Source organism: Acinetobacter sp. YH12219 (genome assembly GCF_013417875.1).
GTDB classification, from domain to species: domain Bacteria; phylum Pseudomonadota; class Gammaproteobacteria; order Pseudomonadales; family Moraxellaceae; genus Acinetobacter; species Acinetobacter amyesii.
In genome coordinates this window covers 43,592-56,989 of the sequence record NZ_VPDC01000023.1, presented here as the reverse complement: position 1 = coordinate 56,989, position 13,398 = coordinate 43,592, and the positions used below count along the sequence as shown (strand labels likewise).

The 13,398-nt window shown below is 41.1% G+C and carries 12 protein-coding genes and 1 pseudogene; 8 read left to right on the top strand and 5 right to left on the bottom strand.

Features of this window, described 5'->3' with window-relative positions; translation table 11 throughout:
- A pseudogene (locus FTV04_RS14160) lies at positions 1-107 on the top strand (IS5/IS1182 family transposase); the annotation flags it as partial.
- Positions 108-236: 129 nt separating this feature from the next.
- Here FTV04_RS14160 and FTV04_RS14155 read toward each other — a convergent pair.
- Entirely contained in the window at positions 237-1,145 is a 909-nt protein-coding gene (locus tag FTV04_RS14155; RefSeq protein WP_180090067.1) for an alpha/beta fold hydrolase, read from the bottom strand.
- Positions 1,146-1,169: 24 nt separating this feature from the next.
- Positions 1,170-1,709 (bottom strand): PadR family transcriptional regulator, encoded by a 540-nt coding sequence (locus FTV04_RS14150; protein WP_180005106.1) that lies wholly within the window; start codon positions 1,707-1,709, stop codon positions 1,170-1,172.
- Positions 1,710-1,890: 181 nt separating this feature from the next.
- Here FTV04_RS14150 and FTV04_RS14145 point away from each other — a divergent pair, with 181 nt between their 5' ends.
- The 3 genes from FTV04_RS14145 to FTV04_RS14135 all read left to right on the top strand — a co-directional run bounded on the left by FTV04_RS14145 (position 1,891) and on the right by FTV04_RS14135 (position 5,736).
- The gene (locus FTV04_RS14145) at positions 1,891-3,915 is read left to right on the top strand and encodes an NADPH-dependent 2,4-dienoyl-CoA reductase (RefSeq protein WP_180090066.1); all 2,025 of its coding nucleotides are present in this window, start codon (positions 1,891-1,893) and stop codon (positions 3,913-3,915) included.
- 121 nt (positions 3,916-4,036) lie between these two features.
- A complete protein-coding gene (locus FTV04_RS14140; protein WP_078189187.1) occupies positions 4,037-4,441 on the top strand; it encodes a nuclear transport factor 2 family protein in 405 nt (134 codons plus the stop codon).
- A 203-nt stretch (positions 4,442-4,644) separates the two neighbouring features.
- The gene (locus tag FTV04_RS14135; RefSeq protein WP_180090064.1) at positions 4,645-5,736 is read left to right on the top strand and encodes a YheT family hydrolase; all 1,092 of its coding nucleotides are present in this window, start codon (positions 4,645-4,647) and stop codon (positions 5,734-5,736) included.
- Positions 5,737-5,774: 38 nt separating this feature from the next.
- On the opposite strand, the gene FTV04_RS14130 is transcribed toward FTV04_RS14135, so the two are convergent.
- Together FTV04_RS14130 and dkgB are read right to left on the bottom strand one after the other, a co-directional pair.
- Entirely contained in the window at positions 5,775-6,950 is a 1,176-nt protein-coding gene (locus tag FTV04_RS14130) for an MFS transporter (protein WP_180090062.1), read from the bottom strand.
- A gap of 1 nt (position 6,951) precedes the next feature.
- Positions 6,952-7,758, bottom strand: a complete 807-nt coding sequence (gene dkgB / locus FTV04_RS14125; protein ID WP_218945807.1) for a 2,5-didehydrogluconate reductase DkgB — start codon at positions 7,756-7,758, stop codon at positions 6,952-6,954.
- A 110-nt stretch (positions 7,759-7,868) separates the two neighbouring features.
- Between dkgB and FTV04_RS14120 the strand changes: the two genes are divergently transcribed.
- A complete protein-coding gene (locus tag FTV04_RS14120; protein WP_180090073.1) occupies positions 7,869-8,753 on the top strand; it encodes a LysR family transcriptional regulator in 885 nt (294 codons plus the stop codon).
- Positions 8,754-8,864: 111 nt separating this feature from the next.
- Here the strand turns inward: FTV04_RS14120 and FTV04_RS14115 are convergent, their stop codons facing one another.
- A complete protein-coding gene (locus FTV04_RS14115; protein WP_180090060.1) occupies positions 8,865-9,278 on the bottom strand; it encodes an internalin in 414 nt (137 codons plus the stop codon).
- 229 nt (positions 9,279-9,507) lie between these two features.
- On the opposite strand from FTV04_RS14115, the gene FTV04_RS14110 reads away from it, so the two are divergent.
- From FTV04_RS14110 to eno, 3 genes are all read left to right on the top strand, one after another.
- Entirely contained in the window at positions 9,508-11,148 is a 1,641-nt protein-coding gene (locus FTV04_RS14110) for a CTP synthase (protein WP_180022127.1), read from the top strand.
- A 31-nt stretch (positions 11,149-11,179) separates the two neighbouring features.
- Entirely contained in the window at positions 11,180-12,037 is an 858-nt protein-coding gene (gene kdsA / locus FTV04_RS14105; protein ID WP_078188522.1) for a 3-deoxy-8-phosphooctulonate synthase, read from the top strand.
- 64 nt (positions 12,038-12,101) lie between these two features.
- Positions 12,102-13,391, top strand: coding sequence for a phosphopyruvate hydratase (gene eno, locus FTV04_RS14100; protein ID WP_078188521.1), 1,290 nt, complete (start codon positions 12,102-12,104; stop codon positions 13,389-13,391).
- The last annotated feature ends 7 nt before the right edge of the window (positions 13,392-13,398 follow it).

Genomic DNA, 13,398 nt, shown 5'->3' with positions numbered 1-13,398 from the left:
AAACCTTCAAAATTCTTGCTGAGCGATATCGCAATCGAGGCAAAAGACTAGCATTAAGATTCAATCTAATTGCTGGAATTTATAACTTGGAGCTGAGTGAAAAATGACTTATGAAAGAAATCTAATAACGTTAAATTTGAAATTCAATTTTGAAGCAAACGTTTAAGTAACACCTTTCTGCATAAAACATAGGCTCATTCTTGAAAGTATTGAGCCTATTTTTTTATTCAGTCTTATTAGAGCGCTTGTTTTAAGAACTTGGTGATTTCACGGCTGAATTTGACCGGTTCACTGAGCAATGGCGTGTGTCCCGATTTTTTAAAAATAATCTGCTCTGCATTGGCTAGGCTGTCAGCAATAATTTTTTGACCTTGAGCAGGATAGAGGATCGATTTTGCCCCTGTGAAAAAAGTTGTTGGTGCGGTGAGTGCTGCAATGGCTTCACGATAATCTTCAGTATGGTTCAAATAGTTTTGAATATACCAATATAAATAGGTCACACTTTGTGAGGGTAACATCATCTTCTGTAAAGTTGGTTGTTGGTATGCAAAACGGAAAGCGGATAAAGCATAAGGATTGCTATTTTGTAAATCTATGAACCTTAACCAAGCGTCGACCAGACCTTGACGGTCATGTTTATTCATCTGCTGTGCAAATGGCACGGAGAGGTTGGTTGCAAGTACCTTCGAGATGTCTTCTAAAATACTTAAAAACTCAGTGTGGCGTTTGCCATATAAACCATATTGCCAATCTGCATCTACTCGTATTTTAGGGGTTTGATCGATGTGTAAATAGCGTTTAATTTTTTCAGCAAACTGACCGTATTTTAAACCGTGCATGGTGGTCGTTGCCCCCATGGAGTAGGCAATCACCGTGATTTTATCGTAACCAAGCTGGGAAACTAAGCTGTCAATATCTCGCCAATGGCTTGAAATGGTGTCCGTATTTGGAATTTGACAATGTTTAGAGCCGCCAAATCCACGCCAGTCTGGAATGATAAATTTAAAATGCTTTCGGTGTTGATATAGAAAAGGGTGCCATTGCCAACTTTGCATGCCCAGTCCAGATAAAACCAGGATGGGTTCTCCTTGACCATATTCACGAACATACAGTTGTTGCTGATCGGGCATTGTATAGTGTGGCATGCGGCTTCCTATTTATTTTTTGTTTTAGCGATTAAACTTATGCAACTGTGGAATGATGGTTTCAAGCCATTTGATCCAACCGATTTCCAAATCAATCCCAAGCTGTAAAATCATTTTATGAATGTACAAAGTACGGTCTTCATCATGCGCATGTGCAAAGTCTTTTGCAAAAATAGACTGGTACACTTTTAGTTTTTCTTTGTGAATTTCTAGGTGACGTTCTAATTCGGGTAATACGCCGTTTGTGCCCAGTTGAGCTTCAGCACGTAAACGAACCATTAACTCTTCACGTAACTGAGCCGGAGGGCTTTGCTCAACCATCCAATTGGCTAATTCAACACGTCCAAGCTGTTCAACTTGGTAGGTTTTTTTACGGGTTGTACTGTGGTCATCTTCAATGGTGCTGATCCAGCCTTTTTGCTGCATACCACTGAGTTCACGGTAGATTTGCTGATGTGTCGCATTCCAAAAAAAGCCCATAGAGCGGTCAAAACGGCGTGCAAGGTCAATTCCTGTACTCGGTTTTTCAAGTAAGCTCGTGAGTAAAACATGGGCTAAAGACATATATGGCTCAGTCAAAATAGTTTTGTACTTTTTATTATGCAACATGTTGCATAAAAATCAAATCTCGCATATAAATTAGTGCAACAAGTTGCAAAAATCTTGTATGCGTAGATGGAAATAGAAAGCTCGTATACAAGCGAAGATAAAAATAGCCAGCTTTTCAGCACGCTAAGGAGAAAAAATGTCAAATTATCCAAATTTATTGGCACCACTAGATTTAGGTTTTACAACGCTAAAGAACCGTGTATTGATGGGTTCTATGCATATCGGCCTTGAAGAAGCACCGGGTGGCTATGAACGCATGGCAGCTTTTTACGCTGAGCGTGCGAAAGGTGGTGTAGGTCTGATTGTAACTGGTGGTATTTCTCCCAATGATGATGGTGTGACATTTGCTGGTGGTTCAAAATTAGACTCTTTAGAAGAAGCAGAAAAACATAAAGTGATTACGCAAGCGGTACATGATGCTGGCGGTAAAATTGCGATGCAGATTTTGCATACAGGTCGCTACTCGTATCAAGCCAATAATGTTGCACCTTCATCTATTCAAGCACCAATTAACCCAGTAAAACCGCAAGCTTTAAGCACAGCAGACGTCGAACGCACGATCAATGACTTTGCTCGATGTGCTCAGTTAGCACAAACAGCGGGTTATGACGGTGTAGAAGTCATGGGGTCAGAAGGTTATTTAATTAATGAGTTTATTGCTGCACGTACCAACCACCGTGATGATGAATGGGGTGGCAGTTATGAAAACCGGATTCGTTTTCCAATTGAGATCGTGCGTCGTACGCGTGAATTAGTCGGTGAAAATTTTATTATTATTTTTCGTCTTTCTATGTTGGATTTGGTTGAAGGCGGTTCGACTTTCGAAGAAGTTGTGCAACTTGCAAAAGCTATTGAAAAAGCCGGTGCAACCATTATCAATACCGGTATTGGCTGGCACGAAGCACGTATTCCGACCATTGCAACCAAAGTGCCACGTGCTGCATTTACATGGGTGACCAAGAAATTAAAAGGCATTGTGAATGTTCCTTTAATCACCTCAAACCGTATTAACACTCCTGAAATGGCTGAGCATGTACTTGCTTCTGGTGATGCAGATATGGTGTCTATGGCACGTCCAATGCTGGCTGACCCACGTTTTGTGGAAAAAGCAGAACAAGGTCGTAGTGATGAAATTAATACCTGTATTGGTTGTAACCAAGCCTGCCTAGATCATATTTTCTCGATGAAAATTGCAACATGTTTGGTTAACCCTCAAGCCTGCTATGAAACTGAACTGATTTTTAAAGAATCTGCACAGGTGAAAAATATCGCTGTGATTGGTGCGGGACCTGCGGGTTTAAGCTTTGCAACTTATGCAGCAGAACGTGGTCACAACGTAACGGTTTTTGAAGCTTCAAGCCAAATTGGTGGGCAGTTTAATATTGCGAAAACGATTCCTGGTAAAGAAGAGTTTTATGAAACGCTGCGCTATTTCAAACGCAAAATAGAACTATTGCCTCAGATTAAATTGGTACTGAACCATACGGCAACCTATGAAGAATTAGCTCAGTCTGATTTTGATGACATCGTGGTGGCGACGGGTGTAACACCACGTCAGTTAGATATAGATGGTATTGATCATCCAAAAGTATTGAGTTATTTACAGGTTTTACGTGAACGTCAACCTGTGGGCAAACGTGTAGCGATCATTGGTGCAGGCGGTATTGGTTTTGATACGGCTGAGTATTTAACGCATGAAGGTGAAAGCGGTAGCCTCAATCCAGAGAAATTTTATGATGAATGGGGTATTGATACAACCTATGCACAAGTTGGTGGCTTAAAACATCCAGACGTCGAAGAATCGCCGCGTGAAGTGTATTTATTGCAGCGTAAGGTTAAATCGGTTGGTGCAGGCTTAGGTAAAACCACGGGTTGGATTCACCGTACAGGTTTGAAACACCGCGACGTGAAAATGATTGCGGGTGCAAGCTACGACAAAATTGATGATCAAGGTTTGCATATTACCGTTGATGGTCAACCACGTATTTTAGATGTTGATCATGTGGTGATTTGTGCAGGTCAAGAGCCTTTTACAGCAATGTATGAGCAATTAAAAACTGCGGGTAAATCTGTACATTTAATTGGTGGTGCGAAAGAAGCAGGAGAGCTAGATGCTAAACGTGCAATTCGTCAAGGTGCTGACTTGGCAGCGGTGATTTAATCAGCCTCATACTAAACTATGATGACTATATTCAATTTGATGTGCAGTTGTCGTACTTCCTCTCCCTTTGGGAGAGGATTGGGGAGAGGGAAATGATTCATCAACAAAAAAGGACATAAACATGACTATTGAAATAACAAAAAAATCTGTTGCACGTTGGCACGAAATGCTCGACACACGGGATATGAATATTTTAAATGAACTCTTGGCAGAGGATGTGGTGTTTCGTTCACCTGTCGCGTTTAACCCATATCCAGGTAAGCCTGTAGTAACTTTTATTTTGACCAATGTGATTCAAATTTTTGAAAATTTTACCTATCACCGTGAGTTTTACTCAGAAGATGGTTTAAATGTGGTGCTTGAGTTTTCTGCCAATGTTGGCGAGAAAAAATTAAAAGGGATCGACATGATTCAGTTTAATGAACAAGGACAGATGATTGATTTTGAAGTCATGCTCCGTCCGAAAAGTGGCTTGGAAGCATTGGCGGCGAAAATGGGTGAGCGCATTATGCAATATCAGCCTTGAATCTGCTGATTTTTAAATGCTCATCACAGAATGATAAAAAGCATGATGGATATTGTCATGCTTTTTGCTTATGAGGTTTAAGTAAACAAATATTGCTAGTGAGATATGGTTTTGTAGATACGTTTGTTTAATGGGCCTTGTTGGTCAAAGTGAAAAGATTGAAATGATTTGCTGTAGTGCGAAGCGAGGTGAAGGTAAGGTCAATGAATAATGTGATGCATAAAGGGCGTCAGGCTCTTTTAAATTTTGTAGATCATGCAATCGGTGCAGAATTACCACAGCTTTATTATCATCCTGAAGGGCAAATGAAACATGTGCTGCCGAAGTTAAAGCAACTACATGAAAAATATCGCCCTACGCCTTGGCTGTCGAATACCCACGCACATTTACTATATTTTGATGTCATTAAAAAGCGTCAAGTGAAGCTTAAATATGATGCCATAGAGCAGCTAACCATGGCTGATGGTGGAATCACAGCCATTGCATGGTTAGGTTTAGATTTACCTGCGGCTGTGCCAACTGTGGTGCTCATGCATACGATTACGGGAACGCCTGAAAGTATGCGAGAAGTGGTGAGGGATCTTCATCTATATACAGGTTGGCGCATTGCACTCTGTTTAAGACGCGGTCATGCCAATTTACCTATGCCTGTTGCCAAAATAAATTTATTTGGTTCAACCGATGACCTACGTGAACAGATTGTCTTTATTCAGCAGAAATTTCCTGAATCGAATTTATTTGGCGTTGGTTCATCTGCCGGAACGGGGCTATTGGTCCGCTATTTAGGCGAACAAGGGGAGGAAACACCATTTAAAGCGGCTTTTGCTTTATGTCCGGGCTATGACACAGAGCTTGGCTTTAAAAATGTCCATCCTTTTTACAGTAAAATGATGACCAAGAAGCTCTTTCAGAAATTTGTAGAACCTTATTCTGCAACATGGTCAACAACACCATCTTTAATAGAAGTCCTAAAAAGTAAAGATCTGGCGCAGTTTGAACGTACATATTTTCAAATGGCGGGTTTTACTGATTATGAAAGTTATGCCAAATCCACCAACCCAATTTATGTATTTGAAAATCTTAAAATTCCTTTGATGATTTTAAATGCCGAAGACGATCCTATTTGCCACATTCAAAACTTTGAGCCCTATAAAGAATTAATTCGTTCTTTGCCGAATGTGGTGGTGGTGACCACCAAAAAAGGCAGTCACTGTGGTTATTATGAAGGTCTTGTTGATACCCATTCATGGGCAACCAAATTGATGGCAGATTTTTTAAAGTTATATGCGAACTAAAAAATAGCCTACTTTGGATAGGCTATTTTAAGTGTGTGTTACTCGGCTTGTGCGCAACATGCAGTTGTTTGAGGTTTAAGCTTCATCTGTATCAATACTAAAATCAACGCTATAGCACTCAATGTCGCTCCTGTATAAGATACTGCAGCATAGCTTAGGTTGAGATTGAGCACCGCGGCACCTGCGACTGCACCCAAAGCATTTCCAAGATTAAATGCACCGATGTTCACTGAAGAAGCAAGGCCTGGTGCATCGTGAGCGACTGTCATAACACGCATTTGTAAAGGTGGCACAACGGCAAAGGCTGCTGCTCCCCAGATGATTAATGCAATCGCCGCGCCAATGGTGGTTGTTGCTAAAATTGGAAATAACAGCATCATCAGCATCAGTAAGACTAAAAAGCCAATCAAGGTTTTATCTAAGGATTGATCTGCAAACTTACCACCGTAATGGTTACCGATTGAAAATCCGATCCCGATTAAGACCAACATGAAAGTGATAAGCTCAGGGCTTGCATGGGTAAAGACTTTTAAGCTCGGTGCAATATAGGTATAGAGCGCGAACATAGCTCCAGCACTCATTACCGTGGTGAGCAGTGCTAAAACAACAGGCATGCGTGTTAATACTTTTAACTCTGCTCGTACATCAGGTTTTTCGGTCTGTTGCTGGTGAGGTAGTGCTTTCCATAATGCCAACATGGTGATGATGCCCAGTAAGGTAATAGCGGCAAAAGACATACGCCAACCGATATTTTGCCCCACCCACGTTGCGAGTGGCACGCCGCCAATATTGGCAATGGTCAAGCCCATAAACATCATAGCAACGGCACTGGCTTGTTTATCTTTCGGCACAACACTCGCTGCAACGACAGAACCTAAGCCAAAAAATGCCCCATGATTTAAGCTAGTCACCAAACGTGCCGCCATTAAACCGAGATAATTGGGTGCAATCGTTGCCAAAATATTACCGATGGTAAAGATTGCCATTAGTAAAATAAGGGCAGTACGTTTAGGAAAACGTGCTAACCATAAGGTCATTAATGGGGCACCAATCATGACGCCAACGGCATAGGCACTAATCAGTAAGCCCGCTTGAGGAATGGAAACCGATAAATCTGCTGCGATTTCAGGCAAAAAACCCATCGGTGAAAATTCTGTTGTGCCAATTGCAAAAGCACCTACGGCTAATGCAATTAATGGAAGATTGAATTTCATATTAAATATCCCACACTGGAGCAAGTTCAGGTGGGTTCACTTCACGTGCATTTCTGTCTAGTGTGGCAATGGCCTGCATCTGTTCTGATGTTAAATGAATGTCTTGAGCTTTTAAGTTACTGGTTAAATGTTCACGTTGGGTTGACGATGGAATTACGGCATAACCCTTTTGCAGCGCCCAAGCGAGTGTCACTTGTGCAACTGAAGCTTGGTGTTGTGCTGCAATATCAGAAAGTATTGGGTCATTTAGCACTTTGCCATAAGCCAAGGTCATATAAGAGGTGACATCAATATTTTGCTGTTTTAAGTAAGTCGCAAGTCGTTCATTTTGAAGATAAGGACTCAGTTCAATTTGATTGGTTGCAATCTGCTCAGCACCTATACTGTCAATAGCTTGTTGAGTAAGCTCAATATTAAAATTAGATACACCAATATATTCAGTCAAACCTTGTTTTTTTGCCTCAAGTAAATGTCCCATTAATTCTGGAATATTGACTCCAAGTGCAGGTGCAGGCCAATGAATAAGTGTGAGGTTAACTGCATCCGTCCTTAATTTAATTAAGCTGTCTTTTAGACTGGGTATCAGTTTGTCGGCAGCATAATTTTCAGTCCAAATTTTCGTGGTTAAGAAAATATCAGCTCGATTGACCTGACTTTCATCGATTGCTTGGCCTACTTCTGCTTCATTACCGTAGATTTGTGCGGTGTCTACAGCACGATATCCAACTTCTAAGGCAGTTTTAACAGAATGAATGACAGTGTCACCTGTCAAACGGAAGGTGCCGACACCAAATTGAGGAACAATCATCAGGAATTCTCTTTTTTTGAGTTGATGCTATTGTGCTGCTAATTTTAATGAAGAAAAATGCATGAGTTTGGAATATATTATTGATTAAAAATCACGAATTAGAATATGCAATGAAATCGACCATTGAGGAGCTGCAGGCTTTTACTGTTATTGTAGATAGCGGCTCTATTATCAAAGCAGCAGAAAGACTGGATCAAACAGCATCTGGTGTCAGCCGTGCATTACAGCGTCTGGAATCTAAATTAAATGTAACCCTGTTGGAACGAACAACCCGCAAAATTAAGCTGACGCAAGAGGGGCAATTATTTTTAGCTAAAACACGGCGGATATTGAATGATTTGAGTGAAGCGGAAGATTCTCTGCTGAAATTAGATGCAGATACTTCGGGGTTGGTGCGGGTCGATTCTGCGATTTCGTTTATTCTGCATATGATCGTTCCCTTGATACCAGAATTTAATGCACGTTATCCGCATATACAGATTGAATTGGTGAATCATGATCAAGTGATTGACTTATTAGAGCATAAAGCAGATGTCGCAATTCGCTTTGGAAAATTAAGCGACTCCAGTTTGCATGCAAAACTTATCTACAAGAGTCGACTGTGTTTGGTGGCGAGTCCTGAATACCTTCAGCAGCATGGACGTCCGCAAAATGCTGAAGAGCTAACCGCACATGCTTTACTTGGATTTAGTCAAATTACCCATATGAATACTTGGCCGATCCAAGTCGCAGGGAAGCCCCTGACGATCCGCCCGAACATCAAGGCGTCAAATGGTGAAACGATACGCGAGCTTGCGATTCATGGGATGGGCATCGCTTGTCTTTCGATTTTTATGTTAGAAAAAGATATTGCAGAAGGACGATTGGTACAACTTTTAGACGATCAAATTCAGCCACATGAACAGCTTATTCATGCTGTCTATTATCAACAAGAGCATTTACCGAAACGTGTTCGTTTATTTATTGAATATTTAGCTGAAAAATTACAAGAATAGTTGTGAGAAAAACAGTGCATCGTCGGGTACAGATTTTTATTTACATAGAAACAATAAAAAACCCGACTTTTGCCGGGTTTTTTTGATCATTTGTTTGATAAAACTTCGATCTTAGTTCTCTAAAGCTGGTGTTGCAGCAGCAATGGCAGCAGCTACGGCGTCATCTTCAGACTGTGCAGAACCTGAGTTTTGTTTAGGTTGAGCAGCTTGCGCAGGTTTTTCTGCTGCTTTAGGTGCTTCTGCTTTTGGAGCAGGAGCTTCTGCAGGAGGAGTAGGTTCACGACGAATTTCAGTTGTTGTATTCGGTGTCTCTTCACGAATCACTTCAACATGCTGTTGAGTCGGTTCTTCAACAACTGGTTGTTCTTCAACTGGTTCTAATTGTGTAGGTACAGATGCTGTTGGTTCAGATGCTGCAACTTCAACCTGTTCCTGTTCTTCTTCTTTTGGTGCTTCTTTTTTTACACATGCTGTAAGAAGTAGACCTGTTGCGATTGCACCGCAGATTAAAAGTTTCTTATTCATAATTACACAAAACAAAAAAGTGTGGATTGGATAACTGCATTATAACAGCAAATAAGAATATAGAAATGATAAGAACTTACTCTAAATTTTTATGATAATTGCTGTTACAATAGCCAATTGTTAATTGTTCTATGAATTGATGCGGAATGACTTTGCTTTCTTGGTACAGAGTAAAGTAAAATCGCACAACATTGTAGGCCAATTTAGGCTCCATTGTACGAGAAACTTAATGACCCATTTTATTTTCGTTACTGGTGGTGTTGTATCATCACTAGGTAAAGGTATTTCAGCTGCATCAGTGGCTGCGCTTTTAGAAGCCCGTGGTTTAAAAGTAACCATGGTAAAAATGGATCCATACATTAATGTCGATCCAGGGACTATGAGTCCATTCCAACACGGTGAAGTTTTTGTCACAGAGGATGGTGCTGAAACTGACTTAGACTTGGGTTATTACGAACGTTTCTTGCGTCGTGCGAAAATGACCAAACTGAACAACTTTACTTCAGGACGAGTGTACCAAGATGTCTTGAATAAAGAACGTCGTGGTGACTACCTCGGTGGTACAGTTCAAGTTATTCCACATATTACTGACAATATTAAAGAACGTGTTCTTCGCGCAGGTGAAGGCTATGACGTTGCGATCGTAGAGATTGGCGGTACAGTAGGTGACATTGAATCTCTCCCATTCATGGAATCTGTACGTCAACTTATGGTCGAACTAGGTCATAAGCGCACAATGTTAATGCACTTAACTTTACTTCCATACATTAAGTCAGCTGCTGAATTAAAAACCAAACCAACTCAACACTCTGTAAAAGAGCTTTTGTCGATTGGTATTCAACCAGACATCCTGATCTGCCGTACAGAGCATGATGTTGATGCTGACACTACACGTAAAATCGCGTTATTTACGAACGTTGAAGCACGTGCAGTTGTGGTATGTAAAGATGCGCGTTCAATTTACCAAATTCCACGTACTTTCTATGAGCAAAACGTTGATGATTTAATCTGTGAACGTTTTGGTTATAACGATCTTCCAGAAGCTGACCTTACAGACTGGGATAACGTTGTAGATGCATTACTGAACCCTGAATACACAGTTCGTGTAGCGATGGTTGGTAAATACGTTGAACTTCCAGATGCATACAAATCTGTTAACGAAGCGCTTTTACATGCGGGTATTCAAAACCGTGTGAAAGTTCAAATCGACTACGTCAATGCAGAAGAGCTTGAAAGCCAAGATGTAAACGACGTATTAAAAGACGCAGATGCAATCTTAGTTCCGGGTGGTTTCGGTGAACGTGGTACAGAAGGCAAAATGAAAGCGATTCGTTTTGCACGTGAAAACGGTGTACCGTTCCTCGGCATCTGTTTAGGTATGCAGTTGGCTGTGATCGAATATGCGCGCAACGTTGCGGGTATTAGCGATGCAACTTCAACTGAATTTAACCGTTCTACAAAATCACCATTGATTGGTCTAATCACTGAATGGTTAGATGAGCGCGGCGAAGTTCAACAACGTAATGCAGATTCTGACTTAGGCGGCACAATGCGTCTGGGTGCTCAAAAATCTGAATTGGTTGCGGGAACAAAAACTGCACAAGTGTACGGTTCTGAAGAGATCGTTGAACGTCATCGTCACCGTTATGAAATGAACAACCGTTATATCCCAGTGCTTGAAGAAAAAGGCATGAAGATTTCAGGTTATTCTCCGGTACAACGTCTCGTTGAAACTGTTGAAATTCCTGCACATCCTTGGTTTGTTGCGGTACAATTCCACCCAGAATTTACCAGCTCACCACGTGATGGTCACCCATTATTTGCTGGCTTTATTGATGCTGCTAAAAAACAGTATCAAAAAACCAAGTAATGGCATTGTAGGACTAAACTAGGAAGTTTAAATGTCACAATTAAAACCACAGGAAATTGTACGTTTAGGCGATATACAAATGGCAAATCATTTGCCATTTGTACTATTCGGCGGCATGAACGTACTTGAGTCAAAAGACCTTGCTTTTGAAATTGCTGAAACGTATGTGGATATCTGCAAACGCTTGGATATTCCCTATGTGTTTAAAGCAAGTTTTGATAAAGCCAATCGTTCAAGCTTGAACTCTTTCCGTGGCCCAGGCCTGGAAAAAGGAATCGAGTGGTTAGCTGACATTAAAAAACACTTTAATGTGCCGATTATTACTGACGTACATGAACCATACCAAGCTGCGCCTGTTGCTGAAGTTGCGGATATTATCCAACTTCCTGCATTTTTAAGCCGTCAGACTGACCTTGTTGAAGCGATGGCGAAAACTGATGCCATCATCAACATCAAAAAAGCACAGTTCCTTGCGCCACACGAAATGCGTCATATTTTACATAAGTGTTTGGAAGCAGGAAATGACAAACTGATTCTTTGTGAACGTGGTTCAGCATTTGGTTACAACAACTTAGTTGTCGATATGTTGGGCTTTGACATCATGAAAGAAATGAATGTCCCTGTGTTCTTTGATGTTACACATGCGCTTCAAACGCCGGGTGGACGTGCGGATTCTGCAGGTGGTCGTCGTGCGCAAATTACGACATTGGCACGTGCAGGTATGGCGACTGGTTTAGCAGGGTTGTTCTTAGAAGCTCATCCAGATCCAGAAAATGCCAAATGTGACGGTCCATGTGCGCTACGCATGTCACAGTTGGAACCTTTCTTGGCACAGTTAAAAGAACTCGATACCTTGGTTAAAGGTTTCGCAAAGTTAGACACACACTAATTCGATACACATTGATGCGTCACTTTTGACGCATCATTTTTATTAATCAACTGAGGAATTGTTCATGAGCCAAATCGTTGACATTCGTGCACGTGAAATTTTGGACTCTCGTGGTAACCCTACCATCGAAGCAGACGTAATCTTAGCCTCTGGCGTTGTAGGCCGTGCATGTGCACCATCTGGTGCTTCAACTGGTTCTCGTGAAGCTTTAGAACTTCGTGACGGCGACAAAGCTCGTTACTTAGGTAAAGGCGTTAAAACTGCGGTTAACAACGTTAACACAGTAATTCGTGATGCATTGTTGGGTAAATCAGTATTCGAACAAAAAGACATTGATAACACAATGATCGCGCTTGACGGTACTGAAAACAAAGAAAAATTAGGTGCGAACGCAACTTTAGCGGTTTCTTTAGCTGCTGCACGCGCTGCTGCTGATGAAAAGAAAATCCCACTTTTCCAATACATCGCAGACCTTCGTAATAACAGCATTTTGACTATGCCTGTTCCAATGATGAACATCCTAAATGGTGGTTCACATGCAGACAACAACGTAGACATTCAAGAATTTATGATTGAGCCAGTTGGCTTCACTTCATTCTCTGAAGCTTTACGCGCTGGTGCTGAAATTTTCCATTCTTTAAAATCAGTTTTAAAGAAACAAGGTCTAAATACTGCCGTTGGTGATGAAGGTGGTTTTGCACCGAACCTTCGTTCTAACGAAGAAGCAATTACAGTAATTCTTGAAGCAATTGAAAAAACTGGCTACAAAGCAGGTTCTGACATTATGCTTGCGCTTGACTGTGCATCTTCAGAATTCTACAAAGATGGTCAATACATCCTTGCAGGTGAAGGCAATAAAGCATTCACAAGCAACCAATTTGCTGACTACCTTGCAGGTTTTGCAAAACAATACCCAATCATTTCAATTGAAGATGGTTTGGACGAGTCTGATTGGGAAGGTTGGTCTTACCTCACTTCAATCCTTGGCGACAAAATCCAATTGGTTGGTGATGACCTATTCGTGACGAATCCTAAGATTCTTCAACGTGGTATCAACGAAAAAGTGGGTAACTCAATTCTGATCAAGTACAACCAAATCGGTACGTTGACTGAAACTCTAGATGCAATCTACCTTGCGAAAGCAAATGGTTACACTACAGTAATTTCACACCGTTCTGGTGAAACTGAAGATTCAACTATTGCGGATCTTGCAGTGGGTACAGCAGCGGGTCAAATCAAAACTGGTTCACTTTGCCGTTCTGACCGTGTAGCGAAATATAACCAATTACTTCGTATTGAAGAATTGACTAATGCAGCATATCGCGGTAAAGCTGAGTTCAAAGGTTTGAACTAAGCAGATC

What these genes read in the sequence shown, in the direction of transcription:
- FTV04_RS14150 (WP_180005106.1), bottom strand. Translation starts at nt 1,709, where the DNA reads ATGTCTTTAGCCCATGTTTTACTCACGAGCTTACTTGAAAAACCGAGT.
- FTV04_RS14115 (WP_180090060.1), bottom strand. Translation starts at nt 9,278, where the DNA reads ATGAATAAGAAACTTTTAATCTGCGGTGCAATCGCAACAGGTCTACTT.
- FTV04_RS14130 (WP_180090062.1), bottom strand. Translation starts at nt 6,950, where the DNA reads ATGAAATTCAATCTTCCATTAATTGCATTAGCCGTAGGTGCTTTTGCA.
- FTV04_RS14120 (WP_180090073.1), top strand. Translation starts at nt 7,869, where the DNA reads ATGAAATCGACCATTGAGGAGCTGCAGGCTTTTACTGTTATTGTAGAT.
- FTV04_RS14155 (WP_180090067.1), bottom strand. Translation starts at nt 1,145, where the DNA reads ATGCCACACTATACAATGCCCGATCAGCAACAACTGTATGTTCGTGAA.
- FTV04_RS14145 (WP_180090066.1), top strand. Translation starts at nt 1,891, where the DNA reads ATGTCAAATTATCCAAATTTATTGGCACCACTAGATTTAGGTTTTACA.
- FTV04_RS14140 (WP_078189187.1), top strand. Translation starts at nt 4,037, where the DNA reads ATGACTATTGAAATAACAAAAAAATCTGTTGCACGTTGGCACGAAATG.
- eno (WP_078188521.1), top strand. Translation starts at nt 12,102, where the DNA reads ATGAGCCAAATCGTTGACATTCGTGCACGTGAAATTTTGGACTCTCGT.
- FTV04_RS14135 (WP_180090064.1), top strand. Translation starts at nt 4,645, where the DNA reads ATGAATAATGTGATGCATAAAGGGCGTCAGGCTCTTTTAAATTTTGTA.
- FTV04_RS14110 (WP_180022127.1), top strand. Translation starts at nt 9,508, where the DNA reads ATGACCCATTTTATTTTCGTTACTGGTGGTGTTGTATCATCACTAGGT.
- kdsA (WP_078188522.1), top strand. Translation starts at nt 11,180, where the DNA reads ATGTCACAATTAAAACCACAGGAAATTGTACGTTTAGGCGATATACAA.
- dkgB (WP_218945807.1), bottom strand. Translation starts at nt 7,758, where the DNA reads ATGATTGTTCCTCAATTTGGTGTCGGCACCTTCCGTTTGACAGGTGAC.